The sequence below is a fragment of the Actinomadura litoris genome (genome assembly GCF_009733595.1).
GTDB lineage: Bacteria > Actinomycetota > Actinomycetes > Streptosporangiales > Streptosporangiaceae > Spirillospora > Spirillospora litoris.
This window is the reverse complement of record NZ_WOFH01000006.1, coordinates 430,479-448,964: the sequence shown is the minus strand read 5'-3', so window position 1 is coordinate 448,964 and position 18,486 is coordinate 430,479. Positions and strand designations below refer to the sequence as shown.

Here is an 18,486-nt window from a genome sequence, read left to right as displayed (position 1 = left end):
CGCGCCGGGGGTCATGACGCCAGCGGGAGCCGGAGGACCAGCCGGGCACCGCCGTGCGCGGCGTTCGTGGCACCGCCGGTGCCGGTGATGCCGCCGCCCTCGGCGACGAGGCTGCCGCCGTGCGCGTGGGCGATGTCGCGGGAGATCGTCAGGCCGAGGCCGGTGCCGCCGCGGTCGCGCCGGCGCCCCTCGGCGAGGCGGTGGAAGCGCCGGAAGACGCGCTCGCGGTCCTCGGGCGGGATGCCCGCGCCGTCGTCGGCGACCACCAGCACCGCGTCCCCCCGCTCGGAGGCCACGCTCACGCGGACGCGGGAGCGGGCGTGCCGCTCGGCGTTGTCGAGCAGGTTCGTCAGCACCCGGACGAGGTGGTCGCCGGTGACCCAGACGACGACGCCCTCCTGGAGGTCGGTCTCGACCGGGACCCGCCGCGGCCGCCGCGCCACCTCCTCTCGGACCAGCCCGCCGAGGTCCACCCGCTCCCGTCCGGCGGGGACGCCCGCGCCCAGCCGGGCCAGGATCAGCAGGTCCGTGACGATGCCCTGGAGCCGGTCGGCGTCGGCCAGCGCGGACCGCGCGACCGCCGGCCAGTCCTCGTCCCCGGGATGCTCCAGCGCCACCTCCAACTGGGCGCGCAGGCCGGTGAGGGGGCTGCGCAGCTCGTGCGAGACGTCCGCGACGAACGCGCGCTGGCGGAGCAGGACGTCCTCCAGCCGGTGGAGCGTCAGGTTCACCGAGCGGGCCAGGTCGGAGACCTCGTCGACCGGGTCCGGGACGGTCACCCGGCGCTCGCCCTCGCCGCCCTCGATGTCGGTGATGTCGGCCAGCTCCGCGCTCATCACCCGCACCGGGCTCAGCGCCCGCCGCACCGACAGCGCGACGATCCACGCCACGGCCGCCGTCGCGAGCAGCACCGCCGCCGCGAGCGCCGCGACGAAGAACCGCCTGTTGCGGGTCAGCTCGGTGATCGGGGCGCCCGCGTGCACGGTCCGGAACCCGTAGGGGCTGGACGTCCGCTCGCTGACCACGTACACGTCGGCGGACACGCCCGGCACGTGCACGGTGTGCACCTCGGGCCGCCCGGAGGCGGGCGGGCGCGGCACGTCCAGCGCGCCGCGGCCGCGCAGCGCCTCGCTGGAGGCGAGCACGCGGCCCCGGTCGTCCACGACCTGGAGGAGGGGGAAGTCGGCGTCCTGGACCGCCAGCATGCCGCGCGGGTCCTCGTTGCGGACGATCGTGACCACGTCGGCGGCGGCCAGCACCCCGCGGGCGCGCAGATCCTGGAGCACGGTGTGCCGGACGGCCTGGTAGAACACGGCCACGCCGACGATCAGCAGCAGCGCGACGATCACCGTCGCGGTGACGGTCACCCGTGTCCGCACCGACCAGCACGAGGGCGACAGCCCGTCCGCGACGATCCGCACTCCGGCGCCCTCCCCTGCCCGTCGCGCGTCGGGGGACCTGCGCAAAAGTGGTTCTTGCCCGGCGGCGGCCCGTGAAACCTCGGGCGGACCGAGGTCGCCGGTGACCGGGACAGGCCGTGCCGCACCATCCCGGTCACCCGGCGGGTCCCCGCCGTAAGAGCGCCCCGAACAGCGGGGACGGCGAGCGCGGAACTCGCGATCTCCATCGTGGTGGCTATCTCCTACTAAGTCAATAGGTTATGTCGGGAAACCGTCCGGAGAGGGGCTGGAAAGCTCGATGTCCGCGCGAGTCGGCTCCTCCCACCCCTGGGGTGCCGATCCGCGCGGACATCGTTCTCGGTGCCGCCAGCCGCCTGGTCCACCCGCGGACCGGCCTTCGCTGCGGAACGCCTCCCACTCTGCACCCCGCGGATGCACTGGGAGCCACATCGACGTGACGAACGCGTTTCCTCTGTTCGTGCAGGAAGGCGCCATACTTTGCCGACAAACGGGGAGAGACGGGTCGGAGGGGCGCCAGATACACCGGATTCAGGATTTCCTCATGGACGGAGACATCCGACCGCTCGAACCCGCGGACCCGCGCGAGGTCGGCGGGCACCGCCTGCTCGGCCGGCTCGGCTCGGGCGGCATGGGCACCGTCTACCTCGGGACCGACCCGGTGTCGGGGGGACGCGTCGCGGTCAAGACCATCCACCCGCATCTGGCGGGCGACCCGTCCTACCGCCGCCGGTTCCGCGACGAGGCGGCGCTCGCGGGCCGCGTCGCCTCGTTCTGCACCGCGCGGGTCCTCGCGCACGGCGAGGAGGACGGTCGGCCCTACCTCGTCACCGACTACGTCGGCGGCGTGTCGCTGCACCACCGGCTCGGCGGGGACGGCCCGCTGCCGCCCGCCGACCTGCACGGCGTGGCCGTGGGCGTGGCCTCGGCGCTGGCGGCGATCCACGCCGCCGGGCTCGTGCACCGCGACCTCAAGCCCGGCAACGTGATGCTGACGCTGTCCGGCTGCCGCGTCATCGACTTCGGCATCGCGCGCAGCGTCGCGCGCGGCCCCGCCTCACACGGCTCCAACCCGCACGGCTCCACCTCGCTCGGCCCCACCTCGCACGGGGGTAGCTCGCGCGGGCCGGGTGCACGCGGTCAGCGACCGCCCGCGGAGCGGTCGCACGGGCAGGACCCGCCCGGCCGCACCGCCGCCAACGGCAGGGTGTTCGGCACGCCGGGCTGGATGGCGCCCGAGGTGCTGCGCGGCGGGCCCGCGACCCCGGCCGCCGACATCTTCGCCTGGGGCTGCCTCATCGCCCACGCGGGCACCGGGCGGCTCCCCTTCGGCGACGACCTCGCCGCGACCCGGGGCGCGCTCGGCGAACCCGACCTCGCGGGGCTTCCCGACGCGCTGCTGCCCTGCGTCCGCGCGGCGCTGGCGAGGGATCCGCGCGACCGCCCGTCCGCGCCCGACCTCCTGCTGGCCCTGGTCGAGCAGGGAGGTGACGGCGGGCGCGCGGCGGGCACGGAGAACAGGGCCGGTCTCTGGAGGGAGGGTGGCGCCCCGCGCCGACCGGAGCAGCCGAACGAGCCCGGCAGCGCGACGAAGGCGTTCACACCGATGGGGCTGAGCGTGGCGGAGTTCCTGTCGTCCTCGCGCACACGGCTGCTGGCCGGGGCGGGGACGATCCTGGTCGGCGCGGTCGTCCTCGGCAGGATCGGCGCCCGGCACGGGGTCAGGGGCGCCAGACGATGACGAGCGCGCAGTCGTCGTCGCGGGCCGCCGCCATCGTCTCCACCAGCTCCTTCGCGCCCTGGCCGAACCCGCGCGGGACGAGCCGCTCCGCCTCGCCGAGCAGGCGGTCGATCCCGGCGTCCAGGTCGCTGCCGGGCGACTCGACCAGGCCGTCGGTGTAGAGCAGGAGCGCGTCGCCGCGTCCGAGCTGCCCGCTCTCGGGCACGCAGCGCAGGTCGGGGACGACGCCGAGCACGACGCCCTTGGCGGGGCTCACCTTCCACTCCCCCGTCGCCGCGTCGAACTGGACGGCGGGCGGGTGCCCGGCCGACTCCACGACGTACTCGCCGGTCTTCAGGTCGACGACGACGTGCACCGCCGTGACGAACCCCTCCTCCCACCGCTGGCGTTGCAGATAGCCGTTGCAGGCGGGCAGGAAGCGATCAGGTTGGATCGATCCAAGCAGGCCACCGAACGCGCCGGACAGCATCAGCGCCCGCGTACCGGCGTCGGTCCCCTTCCCGGAGACGTCGACCAGCGCGACCTCCAGCTTCGAGCCGTCGCAGGTGGAGACGACGAAGTCGCCGCCGAAGGAGGAGCCGCCCGCCTGGAGCATCACGACCTGCGAGGCCCAGCCGCCCGGCAGCTCGGGCATCTCGCTCTGGCGGCGCAGCCGGTCGCGCAGCTCCAGCAGCATCGAGTCGCCGCGCAGGCCCTGCACACCGAGCTGCTGCCGGGTCCGCGCCAGCGTCAGCGCGAGCACCGTCGTGATCGCCAGCGTCGCGATCATGCCCGGGCCGATCGCCGCGATGTCGTGCCAGGCGTCGTAGGACACCATCGCCACGACCACCACCAGCAGCGCGACGAGGCTGCGCACCCGCAGCAGCAGGCCGCCGCCGAGCACGATCAGCACCAGCGCGCCGGACGGCGCCAGCCCGCGGGTGTCGGTCGCCGCCGTCACGCCGATCACGATCGCGAGGACGGCGAGCGCGGCGAACACGTACCGCTCCCTGGTCAGCCGCCCTCTGCGGAGCCACCGGTACAGCGCCACCAGCAGCGGGATCCTGCGCAGGACGGCGCGCACTCCCGGCGGCATGAGGTGCACCAGTCGTTGAAGCATGACTCCGGCACTGTACCGAGCATCGGCGGCGGCGGTCGCCCATCCGCGCCAGGGGTGCCTGCTTGCAGCGCTCCAGCCACGTGACTTCGACCACCCGGTGACATCGAAGGTCTTGCCTGATCCGGGGGCGGTGTGTCCAATGGGCGGGGCGGGATCGTTCCCCCCGGACGGTTCTTCGGACGTGCGGCGAGGAGGCGGCGGATGAGTCAGCCGGGCATGCGGATCACGCTGGACGCGGCGATGCGGGCGCGGGACGTCTCACCGCCGCTGCCGGAGGGTGAGGATTCACTGGCGGCCGCGCCACCGGGTTCTGGCGCCGCCGCGCGGCCGGGTGAGCCCGCGCGGCGCGCGAACGCCTCCAGGACCACGAAGGCCGCCAAGAACGAGCGGCGCCGCCTCGGCAAGCGCGGCGGCACCGGTCGCAGACCGTCACCGGAGCCGGGCGCCTGAGGCCGGTGCTCGGGATCCGGCGCCCGGGTCAGGCCCCGGACGTCTCCGGCGGCAGCTCGCCCGTGGTCTCGAACTCGCTGAGCATCGTGATGCGGCGGGTGTGCCGGTCCTCCTGCGAGTAGGGCGTCTCCAGGAACACCTCGACGAACCGGGTCGCGGTCTCGGCGTCGTGCTGCCGCGCGCCGAGGCTGATGACGTTCGCGTCGTTGTGCTGGCGGGCGAGCCTCGCGATCTCCTCGTTCCAGACCAGGGCCGCGCGGACGCCCTTCACCTTGTTCGCCGCGATCGCCTCGCCGTTGCCCGACCCGCCCAGCACGATGCCGAGCGTCCCCGGCTCGGCCGCGGTCCGCTGGGCGGCGCGCAGCACGAACGGGGGGTAGTCGTCGACGGCGTCGTACTCGAACGCGCCGCAGTCGACGGGCTCGTGCCCGTTCGCCTTCAGCCAGGAGACGAGGTGCTCCTTCAGCTCGTAACCGGCGTGGTCGGTGCCAAGAAAGACGCGCATGCGCCCGATTCTCGCAGGCGGGCGGGGACGGCGCGCGCCCGGGTCACCCCGTCATCGGGTCACCCGTCATCAGGTCACCGGTCATCAGTTCACCGGGGCGGGGGGAGCGTGTCGTCTCCGGGCCTGCCGTCGAGCATCGTCTCCTCCGCCGGGCCCTTCGGCGGCGCGTCCTCGCTCGGCGGCGCGGCCTCGGGCTCCTCGTCGCCGACGGTCTCGTCCCCGGGGCGCTCGGCGGCGGCCTCGTCCGCGGGAGGGGTCGGCGGCGGGACGGCCGGTACCGGCGCCTGCGCGGGCTGCCGGGGCACGGGCGGCTGCGCGGGCGGCTGCGGGACGGGGCCGCCCGGGTACTGCCCGCCCTGCGGCGGGACGGGCGCGGCGCCCCACTGCGGCTGCTGGGGGCCGCCCGGCGGCACGTAGGGGACGGCGGCCGGGTGCTGCGGAGGAAGCCCCTGGCCGCCCTGCGCCTGCGGCGGCACCATCGGCTGCTGCTGCATCTGCCCGGGGTGCCCCGGATACATCTGCCCCGGCTGGCCGGGGGCCTGCTGCATCTGCCCGGGGTACATCTGGCCCGGCTGCATCGGGGCGCCCGGCTGCATGTGGCCGCCCTGCGGGATCGGGCCGCCGGGGGGCAGGGCGCCGGCGGGCGGCAGCGGGCCGCCGAGGTGCGGGGCCGCGTGCGCCATCTGCCGGGCGAGGCGCTCCTCCGGCGTGCGGGTGACCATGAAGGCGGCCAGCGCGCCGAGCCCGGCCAGCCAGCCGAACATCAGGCCGAAGCTCGCCCCGTCGCCCACGAGGCTCCACAGGGCCCGGCTCATCGGCTGGCCGGACATGTCCAGGCTCCAGTGCAGGAGGGGGCCGGCGACGAAACCGGACAGCCCGCCCGCGGCGACCGTGGCCCACCATCCGCCGATGACCACGCCGAACGCGCCGCGGCGCGGATCGACCGCCCGGACCGCGGCGAGCGCGAACAGGGCCAGCAGGGCGAAGAACACCAGCAGGCTGAAGTCGAGCGCGAGGATGAACTTGGCGGGGAAGTGCTGCTCACCGCCGGTGAGACGCCACTGCGGGTACTGCGACCAGCTGACGAGCGGCCCGATCCCCTTCTGGAAGTCGAAGTCGCTCTCGCGGGTCGCGTCGACCACCCACTGGTTGTCGAACAGCAGGGCGAGCAGGAGCACGGGCGCGAGCGCGCCGCCCGCCATCACGAACATCCGCCGCGTCGTCATGGCGGGCAGGTTAGTGAAGATCTCCGTCCGCCGGTAGGGCCCTCATCACCGCGCGTACGCGACGGGGAACCGGAACCCGGGATCGACCTGCTTCTCCAGGTCCTCGCCCACCGCGCGGTTCGCCCAGCTCCGCGCGTTCTTGACGTGGAACTCGACGGCCTGCCGCTGGAAGGCGTCCCAGTCCTTGGCGCGGGCGTCCACCTCGGCGAGCATCAGGTCGAGGGCGCTCTCGTTGCGCTCCTCCAGCACGACGCCGCTGCGCCCCTGGTCCAGCGCCCGGACGGCCGAGGACTGGCCGACGTAGGTGAGCAGGTCGTCGCCGACGTGGGCGCGCAGGTAGGCGACGTCCTCGTCGTCCTGCACCTTGTTGCCGACGACGCGGATGGCGACGTCATAATCGCGGGCGTGGTCGGTGTACTGGCGGTAGACGCCGACGCCCTTGCGGGTGGGCTCGGCCACCAGGAACATGAGGTCGAACCGCGTGAACAGGCCGGACGCGAACGTGTCGGCCCCGGCGGTCATGTCCACCACGACGTACTCGCCGGGCTCGTCGACCAGGTGGTTGAGGTAGAGCTCGACCGCGCCGGTCTTGGAGTGGTAGCAGGCCACGCCGAGGTCGTCGTCGTTGAAGGGGCCGGTGGCCAGCAGCGTGATGCCGTCCACCTCGTGGCCGAGCGCGTGCACGGGGTCGTCGCCGCGCAGCCGCAGCAGCCGCGACCCGGCGCCGGGCGGCGTCGTCTTGACCATCGCGGCGGTGGAGGTGATCCGCGGGTTGTCACCGCGCAGATGGTCTTTGATGGCGTCCAGGTGGTCACCGAGGGCCGGGACCCGGGCGGCGCGCTCCTCGTCGAGCCCGAGCGCCACGCCGAGGTGCTGGTTGATGTCGGCGTCGATGGCCACGACCGGCAGCCCGCGCCGGGCCAGGTGCCGCACGAACAGCGACGACAGGGTCGTCTTGCCGCTGCCGCCCTTGCCGACGAACGCAACCTTCACGAATGCCTCAATTCGGAGATGAAAACCGTTGCCACTTTCAATGTCGGCACGAGTGTGGCAAGCCTCGGGGGCGCGCGCAAGCAGAAACCCCGAACCGAAAATTCACCCCATGTGAACGCGCCCGTCGCCGGCGCCGCGCCTCAGCGGAGGGCGGCGGCGGGGTCGAAGCCGAACGGCAGCTCCAGCCGGTGCGCCCGGAGCAGGTCGGCGTCGGTGAGCAGGTCGCGGGTGGGCGCGTCGGCGGCGATCACGCCGCCGGACAGGATCACCGAGCGCGGGCACAGCTCCGCCGCGTAGGGGAGGTCGTGCGTGACCATCAGGACGGTCACGTCCAGGCCCAGCAGGATCTCGGCCAGCTCGCGGCGGCTGGCCGGGTCGAGGTTGGAGGACGGCTCGTCCAGGACGAGGATCTCCGGTTCCATCGCCAGGACCGTGGCCACCGCGACGCGGCGGCGCTGGCCGAAGCTGAGGTGCTGCGGAGGGCGGTCGGCGACGTTCGCCATGCCGACCCGGGTCAGCGCGTCGTGCACGCGGGCGTCGAGTTCGGCGCCGCGCAGGCCGAGGTTGACGGGGCCGAACGCGACGTCCTCGCGGACGGTCGGCATGAAGAGCTGGTCGTCGGGGTCCTGGAAGACGATGCCGACGCGGCGCCGGATCTCCCGCAGCGACGCCCGGTCCTTCGGGTCGACCGCGAGGCCGCCGACGCGCACCTCGCCGAGGCCGCCGTGCAGGATGCCGTTCAGGTGCAGGACGAGCGTGGTCTTGCCCGCGCCGTTGGGCCCGAGCAGCGCGACGCGCTCGCCGCGTCCGATCGTCACGTCCACGCCGAAGAGGGCCTGCGTGCCGTCCGGATAGGCGTAGGCGAGGCCCCGCACCTCAAGTGAGGGCACCTCAAGGGAAGGCACCTCAGGCGAGGACGCGTCGGGCGGTGGGCCTTGCGGCGAGGAGGTCATGACAGCATCCAAGCGGCCGCGGTCACCAGGGCGGCGGCCAGGGGGAGCGCGGCGGCGGCCGTCCACTGCGCGGAGGTCGCGCCCACGTCGTACAGGGCGGGCATCCGGCCGTCGTAGCCCCGGCTCACCATGGCCAGGTGGACGCGCTCGCCCCGCTCGTAGGAGCGCAGGAACAGCGCCCCGACCGACTTGGCGAGCACGCGGGTCGCCCGCAGGTCGCGCGCCTCGAACCCGCGCGAGGCCCGCGCGACCCGCATCCGGCCCAGCTCGGCCGTGACGACGTCGCCGTAGCGGAGCATGAACGTGGCGATCTGCGTGATCAGCTGCGGCATCCGGAGCCGCTCGATGCCGAGCAGCAGCAGCCGGGGCTCGGTGGTCGCGGCGAGCAGGATGGACGCGACGACGCCGAGGCTCCCCTTGGCGAGGACGTTCCAGGCGCCCCACAGCCCGCTCTCGCTGAGCCGCAGCCCGAGCACGGTGACCTTCTCGCCGTTCGCCACGAACGGCATCAGGAACGCGAACGCGACGAACGGCAGCTCGATGACGATCCGCCGCGCGATCGTGCCGAACGGCACCCGGGCCGTGGCGGCGACGGCCGCGAGCAGCACCGCGTACGCGCCGAAGGCCCACAGCCGCTCCCGCGGCGTCGCCACCACCAGCAGCACGAACGCCAGCACGGCGACGATCTTGCACTGCGGCGGCAGCCGGTGCACCGGCGACGCGCGCGGGACGTAGAGGCGGTGGGCGTGCCCAGCGCCCACTAGGAGGCGTCCCGGGACGGGCCGGAGGAGGGCTCGCGGCGCCGCATCACCCAGAACAGGCCGCCGCCGGCGAGCAGCACGACGCCGACGCCGATCACCCCCGCGAGGCCGCCGGACAGCCGGGCGTCGCCGACCCCCTTGACCCCGTAGTCGCCGAGCGGGGAGTCCTTGAGGGAGTGGTCCTTCTCCTTGGAGTCGATGCCCTTGTCGGCGGCGACCTTCTCCAGGCCGTCGGGGCTGGAGCTGGCGTAGTAGCTCACCACCCCGGCGAGCACGAGCGAGACGAGCAGGAACCCGACGAAGAAGCGCTTGATGTTCATGGTCCTCCTTCAGGTCCGGGCTCAGGCGCGGGACGGCTCGGCCGAGCCGTCGGCGCCGGCGGGCCGCAGCTGGAGCGGCTTGATCATGTCGCGCGCCCCGTACACGAGGTCGGGGCGGACGGCGAGGACGCTGGAGACCGTCACGGCGGTGATCAGCGCCTCGCCGATGCCGATCAGCACGTGCACGCCGATCATCGCGGCGGCGACCTTGCCCACCGACACGTCGGTGGTGCCGCCGGCGGCGTAGATCAGCGTGAACGCGACGGCGGCGGCCGGGACCGAGACCACGGCGGCCGCGAAGGAGGCCCCGGCGACGAAGGCCCGGGTCTTCGGCAGCACCCGCAGCAGCACCCGGAACAGCCCGTACCCGACCAGGACCGTGGCCAGCGCCATCGTGGTGATGTTGACGCCGAGCGCGGTGAGGCCGCCGTCCGCGAACAGCAGCCCCTGCATGAGCAGGACGACCGAGACGCAGAGCACGCCGGTGTAGGGGCCGACCAGGATGGCCGCGAGCGTGCCGCCGAGCAGGTGCCCGCTGGTCCCCGAGGCGACGGGGAAGTTGAGCATCTGCGCGGCGAACACGAACGCGGCGGTCAGCCCCGCGAGCGGGGCGGTGCGGTCGTCCAGCTCGCGCCGGGCGCCGCGCAGCGCCACTCCGACCCCCGCCACCGCGACCGCGCCCGCCGCGATCGAGACCGGAGCATTGATGAACCCGTCCGGTACGTGCACGTCCCTCACCGTCCTACCTGTTACTGGCTGTAGGACCAGTTTGGGGGCGCATCCCTGGTAGTTGCAATACGGTCGCAACTACCTAGCCTTCGCGTGGCCCCGTCCGGCCGGGCTCTCAGTCGATGATCGGCTCGCGGGTGCGGGTGCGCTTCAGCTCGAAGAAACCGTCGGTGGAGGCGACCGCGAGCACGCCGTCGAACAGCTTCAGCGCCGCCTCCCCGCGCGGCGCGGGCGTCACGACCGGGCCGAAGAACGCGTGCCCCTCGACCTCGATCACGGGCGTGCCGACCTCCTGGCCCACCCGGTCGATGCCGTCCTTGTGGGAGGCCCGCACGGCGTCGTCGTAGGTGGTGGAGTCGGCGGCGGACGCGAGCTCCGGGTCGAGCCCGGCGGCGGTCAGCGCCTCCTCGTACAGCTCCCGGCCGAACTCGCGCCGGTCATGGTGGCGGCGCGTCCCGATCTCGGTGTAGAAGGGGCCGAGCGCGTCCGCCCCGTACTTCTGCTCCACGGCGATCGCGACCCGCACCGGGCCCCAGCCCGCGTCGAGCATCCGGCGGTACTTCTCGGAGACGTCCTTGTCCTCGTTGAGGACGGACAGGCTCATCACATGCCAGCGCACCTCGATCGGACGCTGCCGCTCGACCTCGATGATCCATCGCGAGGTCATCCACGCCCACGGGCAGAGCGGGTCGAACCAGAAGTCCACAGGTGTCACAGCGTCGTTCGGCAACGTCGGCCTCCTCAGGGAACGAACACAAACGCATGAAACGGGGGCGGAACAGGGCGCCCACCAGGGGGCACGGGTTCCCCGCCAGGCTTCCACAGACGACAACCCGGGCCGGTCCGCGCGGATTCCCCGCCGATTCGTGCCGATTCCGGTCGGTCTGCGGCGACCGAAGGCCGTGGCGCCGGGACCCGTGCACCGACCGGTTGGTAAACATGGGGGGCACAAGGCAGATAAGCCGACCAAGGAGTTCATGTGGCAGGCAACCTCACGCGCGATGAGGCGCGGGAACGGGCCCGGCTGCTCACCGCGCGGTCGTACGCGGTCGAGCTCGACCTCACCACGGGTGAGGACCGGTTCCGCTCCACCACTGTGGCGAGGTTCGACAGCGCCGAGCCGGGCGCCTCGACCTTCATCGACCTGCATGGCGCGCTCGTGCGGGAGGTGACGCTGAACGGGCGTGACCTGGACCCCGCGTCCTACGACGCCGAGAAGGGCCGGATCCCGCTGCCGGACCTCGCGGCCGACAACGAGCTCCGGGTCGTCGCCGACTGCGCGTACTCGCGCTCGGGCGAGGGCCTGCACCGGTTCGTCGACCCGGTCGACCAGAGCGTGTACCTGTACACGCAGTTCGAGACGGCCGACGCGCACCGCATGTTCACCTGCTTCGACCAGCCCGACCTCAAGGCGACGTTCGAGCTGGAGGTGCGCGCGCCCGAGGACTTCGAGGTCGTCACCAACGAGGCGGCCGACCGCGCCGAGGGCGGGACCTGGCACTTCCCGCCGACCCCGCAGATCTCGACCTACATCACGGCGCTGATCGCGGGCCCCTACCACGTCGTCCGCGACGAGTACCGCCGCGAGGACGGCACCGTGATCCCGCTCGGGGTGTACTGCCGCGCCTCGCTCGCCGAGCACCTGGACGCGGACGCGATCGTGGACGTGACCCGCCAGGGCTTCACCTACTTCGAGAAGGTGTTCGGCCGCCCGTACCCGTTCGCCAAGTACGACCAGCTCTTCGTGCCGGAGTTCAACGCGGGCGCGATGGAGAACGCGGGCGCGGTCACGTTCCTGGAGGACTACGTCTTCCGTTCCCGGGTCACCGACGCGGCCTACGAGCGGCGCGCCGAGACGATCCTGCACGAGATGGCGCACATGTGGTTCGGCGACCTCGTCACCATGCGCTGGTGGGACGACCTGTGGCTGAACGAGTCGTTCGCCACGTACATGAGCGTGCTGTGCCAGGCCGAGGCCACCAAGTGGACGGCGTCCTGGACGACGTTCGCGAACCTGATGAAGGCGTGGGCCTACCGGCAGGACCAGCTGCCCTCCACCCACCCGATCTCCGCCGACATCCCCGACATCCGCGCGGTGGAGGTCAACTTCGACGGGATCACCTACGCCAAGGGCGCGAGCGTGCTGAAGCAGCTCGTCGCCTACGTGGGCCGCGACAACTTCCTGGAGGGCGTGCGGCGCTACTTCGACCGGCACGCGTGGGGCAACACCGTGCTGACCGACCTGCTGGGCGCGCTGGAGGAGACGTCCGGCCGCGACCTGGCGGCCTGGTCGAAGGAGTGGCTGGAGACGGCCGGGGTCAACACGCTGCGCGCCGAGTACGAGGTGGACGGCGACGGGAACTTCTCCTCGTTCGCGGTCTCGCAGGAGGCCAAGGCCGACTACCCGACGCTGCGCTCCCACCGCGTCGCGATCGGCCTGTACGACCGCACCGGCGAGGGGATCGTCCGGCGGGAGCGGGTCGAGCTGGACGTCGTCGGCGCCCGCACCGAGGTGCCCGAGCTGGTCGGCAGGAAGCGGCCCGACCTCGTCCTGGTCAACGACGACGACCTCACCTACGCGAAGATCCGGCTGGACGCGCACTCGCAGAAGACGCTGGTCGAGGGCATCGGCGACATCAAGGAGGGCCTGCCGCTGGCGCTGTGCTGGTCGGCGGCCTGGGACATGACGCGCGACGCCGAGATGGCGACCCGCGACTACGTCCGGCTGGTGATGCGGGGCATCCGCGGCGTCACCGACATCTCCGTCACGCAGACGCTGCTGCGGCAGGCGCGCACGGCCGTCCACCAGTACGCGGACCCGGCGTGGCGGGACGAGGGCGTGCGCCTGATGGCGGACGCGCTGGCGGAGCTGGCGCGGGAGTCCGAGCCGGGCTCGGACTTCCAGCTCGCCTACGTGCAGGCGTTCTCGGCGTCCGCCGTCGGCGCCGACCACCTGGGGTTCGTCCGGGGCCTGCTGGACGGGTCGCAGTCCCTGGAGGGGCTCAAGGTCGACACCGAGCTGCGCTGGGCCCTGCTGCGCCGCCTGGTCGTCACCGGCGAGGCGGGCGAGGCCGAGATCGACGCCGAGCACGAGCGGGACCGCACCGCCGCGGGCGAACGGCACGCCGCCGCCTGCAAGGCCGCCGCCCCCTCGGCGGAGGCCAAGGCGGCGGCGTGGGAGCGGATCGTCTCCGGCAAGCTCCCGAACGCGGTGTTCCGGGCGACGCTCGGCGGGTTCGTCGAGCCCGAGCAGACCGCGCTGCTGCTCCCCTACGTGGACGCCTACTTCGCCGAGGTCGGGCGGATCTGGAAGGAGTGGAGCAGCGACATGTCCCAGACGTTCGCGGAGGTCGCCTACCCGTTCCTGGTGATCGAGCAGTCCACGGTCGACCGGACCGAGTCCTACATCGCCGAGCAGCGGCCCCCGGCGGCGCTCGTCCGGCTGCTGTCGGAGGGGCGCGACGGCGTGGCCCGCGCCCTGCGCGCCCGCGCCAAGGACGGCTCCGCCGCCTGACGGCGCCCCCGCTCGGTACGACCGGCGCCCCGTGGCCGTGTGACCGGATCCGGATACCTCCATACCGGACGGAATGCATGGTCACGGGGCGCATTGGCCTTGAGAGGTGAAATCATCGCGGAAAGCATCACGGGGAGCCGGATGCGACGCGGGGTGGAAATCGTGACAGGTGGGAAGGTGGGCGCGTGCGGACAGCACAGGACGTTCTGAAGGCACTCGCGCATCGGTACGCCTTCGGCGACCTGGAGGCGCTGATCACGCGGGGGACGCTCGCGCCGAACGGCCGGGCCGACGGCGTGGCGGCGCTGTGCGCGTTCGGCCAGCGGGTCCTCGACCTGGACGCGGAGGACTTCGGCATGCCCGAGGCGGTCGGCGACGTCCCGCACGACCTCCTCGACCGCGCGCGGGCCAGCCGGATGCCGCAGGCGCCGCGGGAGCAGCCGCGCGGCGCGCTCGCGAGCCTGCGGCCCGCCTACCGGCTGCTGCTGGAGGTCATCTCGATCCGCTGGTACCGGCGCGACATGGCGGCGCTGGTCGCGGCCGTGCACATCGCCAGCGAGTACCTCGCGATGCTCGCCTGGGAGCCCGTCCTCGGCCACGCGGGCGACCCGGCGCGGATCGGCCCGGCGGTGAACGGCGAGGGCAGCCGGTTCGGGGTGCCGGTCGAGCCGGGGTCGGCGCGGGTGTGCGACCACACCCGTCCCGAGCGCGCCGCCTGCGAGCGGACGCTGCGGGTCTCCACCGAGCCGCCGCCCGGGTGGCGCGCCTACCTCGACCGGCAGCACAGCCAGGTCGCCTCCGCGCTCGGCGACTGCGCCGCCCGCTGCCGCACCCCCTGCACGGTCATGACCCGGCTGGAGGACGGCGTCCGCGCGAGGCTGAGCGAGCGGTGCAGGCTCGCGGCCGACTTCACCGACAGCGCCCTGGTCAAGCTCCGGCACGCGGCGCCGGTCGGGCACGGCTTCGGCGTCCCCTCGCCGGAGGAGGTGCAGGCGGCGTGGGCCCGCGCCCGCAAGTCCCTGGCGCACCAGCCCCTCGGCCGCGCCGCGCTCCAGGACGCGGACAAGGACCACTACCCGCTGCCCGGCCTGCCCGCGCTGTTCTCCAAGATCGCGGACGCGACGCTCGTCCCCGACACGCTCCTGCACGACGTCAGCACGCGGATCACCGCGACGCTCGGCTGACCGGCAGGCCCCGCAGCGCGGCCCGCACCCGCCGGTCCGTCCGCAGGTCCTCCAGCAGGACGGGCGTCCCGCCGGCATCGGCCAGCGGGACGCGCCAGTTCGGGTACTCGTCGATCGTGCCGGGCTGGTTCTGGGTGCGGCGCTCCCCGACGGCGTCGGCGAGCGCGACGCCGACGAGGCGGGCCGGGGTGCGCGCGAGGAAGGCGTGCAAAGCCTCCACCAGCCGCTCGTCGTAGGCGGTCGAGCCGTTCGAGAGCGCGCGCAGGACCTCCCCGGGCGGGACGTCCAGCAGGTCGTGCTCGTGCAGGAGCCGCAGCCAGTCCGCGAGGCGCCGCCGGTGCTCGTCCGCCTCCTCGGCCGCCGGACGGGTGAGGAGGCCGAGCCGGTCGCGGAGCGCGGTGTGGTCGCCGTGCAGGTAGCCCGTGATCGGAGGCATGTCGTGGGTGCCGACGGTCGCGAGCGACAGCTCCCGCCACCGGTCCGGGGGCTTCGGGCGGCCCTGGCCGTCCTGCTCGAACCACAGCAGGGACGTGCCGAGGATCCCCCGGGCGGCGAGGTCGTCGCGGACCTCCGGCTCGACCGTGCCGAGGTCCTCCCCCACGACCACCGCGCCCACCCGCGCCGCCTCCCAGGTGAGGCAGCCGAGCAGGGCGCCGCGGTCGTAGCGGACGTAGGTGCCCTCCGCCGGGGAGCCGCCCTCGGGGACCCACCACAGCCGCGACACCTGCATCGCGTGGTCCAGGCGCAGCCCGCCGCCGTGCCGGAACGCGGCGGCCGCCATCTCGCGGAACGGCACGTAGGCGGCGTCCGCGAGGCGGCGCGGATGCCAGGGGGGCTGGCCCCAGTCCTGGCCGCGCTGGTTGAACTCGTCCGGCGGCGCGCCGACGCTCATGCCGGGCGCCATCAGGTCCCGGTAGATCCAGGAGTCCGCGCTGCCGTGCGCGACGCCGACCGCCAGGTCGTGGACGATCCCGACCTGCATCCCCGCGTCCCTGGCGGCGCGCTGGGCGCCGCCGAGCTGCTCGTCCAGGCGCCATTGCAGCCAGGCGTGGAAGTCGACGCGTTCCCTGAGCCGTCCGGCGGCCTCGGCGACGGCGCGGCCCCGCGCGTCGCGCAGCTCCGCGGGCCAGCGCCGCCAGTCGGCGCCGTGCTCCTCCGCGAGCGCGCACCAGATGGCGAACGCCGTCAGGGCCTCGCCCTCGCGGCGGCGGAACCCCTCGAACCGGTGCCGTGCCCCGGCGTCGCGCGGGACGCCGTACAGCAGCTCCAGGGCCCGCAGCTTGGCCGTCCACACCCGGTCGCGGTCGATCCGGTCGTGCGGCGCGCGCAGCGGCGCGGCGAGGGCGGCGAGCCGTTCGCGGTCGCCCGCGGGCAGGGCGCCGTACTCGGGGAGGTCCTCGATCCGCAGGTAGATCGGCGCGGCGAAGCGGCGGCTCATCGGCGAGTAGGGGGACGCGCCGACCGGCGGGACGGGCTCGGCCGCGTGCAGCGGGTTGATCAGCGTGAAGCCCGCGCCCAGCTCGTGCCCGCTCCAGGCGGCCAGGTCGGCGAGGTCGCGCAGGTCGCCCATCCCCCAGGACGCCCGGGACCGCACCGAGTAGAGCTGCGCGGTGAACCCCCACATCCTCGGCGGCGGCTCCAGCGCCCTCGGGGCGAGCAGGAACGGCGCGGTCTCGTGCGCGTCGCCCTGCCGGGCGTGCAGGAGATGCCACCCCAGCGGCACCTCGTCCTGGGCGAACGGGTCCTGGACGAGCGGGATCGTCTCGCCGGAGTCCAGCTCCACCGCGAGGTCCAGCGGCTCGCCCGGACGCGCCCGCACGAACGGCGCCGGGACGCCCCGCCGCAGGACGACGACCGGCGGCAGCATCCTCCCCGGGTCGCCGTAGGGCTGCGCGGGGGCGGGAGCGCGGGCCAGTTCGTCCCGGACGGCGGCCGGGGACGACGCGTCCACGCCCAGCGCGCCGAGGACGGCGACCAGCGTCTCGCGGCCCACTCCGACCTCCTCGCCCTTCCAGTCGGTGTAGCGGGGCGCGACGCCGTACCGTCCGGCGAGCATGCTCAGTTCGTCCTCGATCACGCCTGGGGCATGCCCCTTCAGCGCGACCCGAAAAGCGGGATCAATCGGGCTAGTCGTGCCAGATAGGAGGCTTGCGCCCGATCCAGGGACGAGCTTGCTCAAGTTGGGCGGAAAGCGAGATCAGCGTCCCCTCGCCGCCCAACCGTCCGGCGAGCATGATCCCGATCGGCAATCCATCCGCATTCTGATGAAGTGGCACGTTAACGGCGGGTTGGCCCGAGATGTTGTAGGCGGCCGCGAACGGCGTGAATTGCGTCTGGCGCCGGAAGTTCTCCTCCGGTTCCTGATCATGGAAGTGGCCGATGGGGACGGGCGGCAGCGCCAGCGTGGGGTGCAGGATCGCGTCGAACCCCTCCATCACGGGGAACGCGGTGCGCAACGCGGCCTGCAACGCGGCGTGCGCCTGGAGCACCTGCGTCGCCGTCGTCGCGCGCCCGCGCTCGCGGAGCCAGCGGGTGAGCGGCTGGAGCAGGTGCTCGCGCTCGGGCGGGACGGGCGTCATCGTCGCCATCACGCCCCACAGCAGCTCGAAGTGCGGGACGACGTCGGCGCCGAGCACCGGCGGCAGCTCCACGACCTCGTGCCCCAGCTCCTCCAGCAGCGCGGACGCCTCCTCGTAGGCGGCGACGCAGTCCGGATGCACCTCGACGCCGGGGACGGCGGGCGTCCGGCTCCGCGCGACGCGCAGCCGCCCCGGCGGCCGGTCGGCGTGGGAGAGGAACGTTCCCTCGACGGGCGGCGCCGTGTACAGGTCGCCGGGCACCGGGCCCGCCATCACGTCCAGGAGGAGCGCCGCGTCCCGGACGGTCCGCGCGATCGGGCCGTTCGTGGCCAGCCCGAAGAGGTCGGCCTTGAGCGGCCCCTGCGAGATCCGGCCCCGGGTGGGCTTGATGCCGAACAGCCCGCAGACGCTGGCCGGGATGCGGATCGAGCCGCCGCCGTCGCTGCCCTGCGCGGCCGGGGCGAGCCCGGCGGCCACGGCGGCGGCCGCGCCGCCGCTCGAACCGCCCGCCGACCGGGTGAGGTCCCACGGCGTCCGCGCCGGGGGCGACACGTCGCCCTCGGTGTAGCAGGGCAGGCCGAACTCGGGGGTCGCGGTCTTGCCGAGCAGCACCGACCCCGCCCGCCGCAGCAGCGTCACGACGTGGTCGTCGGCGAAGCCGGTCAGGTCGGCGAACGCGGCCGACCCGAACGCCGCCCGGACGCCCGCGACCATGTTCAGGTCCTTGACCGGCACCGGCACCCCGTGCAGCGGCGGCAGCGCGGCCCGGTCCGGCGCGTCCGCCACCGCCTTCTCCGCCCGCCGCGCCTGGTCGCGCGCCAGGTCGGCGGTCACCGTCGCGAAGGCGCCGACCCGCGCGTCGAGCCGCTCGATGCGGTCGAGGTAGTGGTCGGTGAGCTCGACCGGCGACAACTCGCCGGAGCGGACGGCGGCGGCCATCCGCATGACGCTGAGGTCGTGGGTATGTGTCACATGGGCGAACGCTAGACGCCCGCCCGCCGGGCGGCAAAGGCC

General features: G+C 73.9%; 16 protein-coding genes. 4 read left to right on the top strand and 12 right to left on the bottom strand.

What is annotated here, in order from left to right; translation table 11 throughout:
• Positions 1-11: 11 nt before the first annotated feature.
• Positions 12-1,421 (bottom strand): sensor histidine kinase, encoded by a 1,410-nt coding sequence (locus GNZ18_RS42285; protein ID WP_156217938.1) that lies wholly within the window; start codon positions 1,419-1,421, stop codon positions 12-14.
• 541 nt (positions 1,422-1,962) lie between these two features.
• Here GNZ18_RS42285 and GNZ18_RS19705 point away from each other — a divergent pair.
• Positions 1,963-3,159 (top strand): serine/threonine-protein kinase, encoded by a 1,197-nt coding sequence (locus tag GNZ18_RS19705; RefSeq protein ID WP_156217937.1) that lies wholly within the window; start codon positions 1,963-1,965, stop codon positions 3,157-3,159.
• On the opposite strand, the gene GNZ18_RS19700 is transcribed toward GNZ18_RS19705, so the two are convergent.
• Positions 3,140-4,258 (bottom strand): PP2C family protein-serine/threonine phosphatase, encoded by a 1,119-nt coding sequence (locus GNZ18_RS19700; protein WP_156217936.1) that lies wholly within the window; start codon positions 4,256-4,258, stop codon positions 3,140-3,142. The two genes, GNZ18_RS19705 and GNZ18_RS19700, sit on opposite strands and share 20 nt — an antisense overlap.
• Positions 4,259-4,459: 201 nt before the next feature.
• Here GNZ18_RS19700 and GNZ18_RS19695 point away from each other — a divergent pair, with 201 nt between their 5' ends.
• The gene (locus GNZ18_RS19695) at positions 4,460-4,708 is read left to right on the top strand and encodes a hypothetical protein (RefSeq protein WP_156217935.1); all 249 of its coding nucleotides are present in this window, start codon (positions 4,460-4,462) and stop codon (positions 4,706-4,708) included.
• A 28-nt stretch (positions 4,709-4,736) separates the two neighbouring features.
• On the opposite strand, the gene GNZ18_RS19690 is transcribed toward GNZ18_RS19695, so the two are convergent.
• The 8 genes from GNZ18_RS19690 to GNZ18_RS19660 all read right to left on the bottom strand — a co-directional run bounded on the left by GNZ18_RS19690 (position 4,737) and on the right by GNZ18_RS19660 (position 10,862).
• Entirely contained in the window at positions 4,737-5,213 is a 477-nt protein-coding gene (locus GNZ18_RS19690) for a ribose-5-phosphate isomerase (protein ID WP_156217934.1), read from the bottom strand.
• Positions 5,214-5,302: 89 nt separating this feature from the next.
• Complete coding sequence (locus GNZ18_RS19685) at positions 5,303-6,439, bottom strand: hypothetical protein (protein WP_156217933.1); 1,137 nt, start codon at positions 6,437-6,439, stop codon at positions 5,303-5,305.
• 45 nt (positions 6,440-6,484) lie between these two features.
• The gene (locus tag GNZ18_RS19680) at positions 6,485-7,432 is read right to left on the bottom strand and encodes an ATP-binding protein (RefSeq protein WP_312874625.1); all 948 of its coding nucleotides are present in this window, start codon (positions 7,430-7,432) and stop codon (positions 6,485-6,487) included.
• 140 nt (positions 7,433-7,572) lie between these two features.
• Positions 7,573-8,322 (bottom strand): energy-coupling factor ABC transporter ATP-binding protein, encoded by a 750-nt coding sequence (locus tag GNZ18_RS19675; protein WP_312874624.1) that lies wholly within the window; start codon positions 8,320-8,322, stop codon positions 7,573-7,575.
• 59 nt (positions 8,323-8,381) lie between these two features.
• The gene (gene cbiQ / locus GNZ18_RS19670) at positions 8,382-9,146 is read right to left on the bottom strand and encodes a cobalt ECF transporter T component CbiQ (protein ID WP_214620494.1); all 765 of its coding nucleotides are present in this window, start codon (positions 9,144-9,146) and stop codon (positions 8,382-8,384) included.
• The gene (locus GNZ18_RS41290) at positions 9,146-9,466 is read right to left on the bottom strand and encodes a PDGLE domain-containing protein (RefSeq protein ID WP_214620493.1); all 321 of its coding nucleotides are present in this window, start codon (positions 9,464-9,466) and stop codon (positions 9,146-9,148) included. The genes cbiQ and GNZ18_RS41290 overlap by 1 nt, the downstream gene beginning before the upstream one ends.
• Positions 9,467-9,487: 21 nt before the next feature.
• The gene (locus tag GNZ18_RS19665; RefSeq protein ID WP_214620492.1) at positions 9,488-10,195 is read right to left on the bottom strand and encodes an energy-coupling factor ABC transporter permease; all 708 of its coding nucleotides are present in this window, start codon (positions 10,193-10,195) and stop codon (positions 9,488-9,490) included.
• A 115-nt stretch (positions 10,196-10,310) separates the two neighbouring features.
• On the bottom strand, positions 10,311-10,862 hold the full coding sequence (locus GNZ18_RS19660) for a mycothiol-dependent nitroreductase Rv2466c family protein (protein ID WP_156218127.1): 552 nt from the start codon (positions 10,860-10,862) through the stop codon (positions 10,311-10,313).
• A gap of 312 nt (positions 10,863-11,174) precedes the next feature.
• Between GNZ18_RS19660 and pepN the strand changes: the two genes are divergently transcribed.
• Complete coding sequence (gene pepN / locus GNZ18_RS19655; protein ID WP_214620491.1) at positions 11,175-13,709, top strand: aminopeptidase N; 2,535 nt, start codon at positions 11,175-11,177, stop codon at positions 13,707-13,709.
• Positions 13,710-13,894: 185 nt separating this feature from the next.
• Positions 13,895-14,893 (top strand): hypothetical protein, encoded by a 999-nt coding sequence (locus GNZ18_RS19650; protein ID WP_214620490.1) that lies wholly within the window; start codon positions 13,895-13,897, stop codon positions 14,891-14,893.
• Here the strand turns inward: GNZ18_RS19650 and malQ are convergent.
• Both malQ and GNZ18_RS19640 read right to left on the bottom strand, forming a co-directional pair.
• Entirely contained in the window at positions 14,874-16,970 is a 2,097-nt protein-coding gene (gene malQ / locus GNZ18_RS19645; RefSeq protein ID WP_312874623.1) for a 4-alpha-glucanotransferase, read from the bottom strand. The two genes, GNZ18_RS19650 and malQ, sit on opposite strands and share 20 nt — an antisense overlap.
• 49 nt (positions 16,971-17,019) lie before the next feature.
• A complete protein-coding gene (locus GNZ18_RS19640) occupies positions 17,020-18,444 on the bottom strand; it encodes an amidase (RefSeq protein WP_312874622.1) in 1,425 nt (474 codons plus the stop codon).
• Between the last annotated feature and the right edge of the window lie 42 nt (positions 18,445-18,486).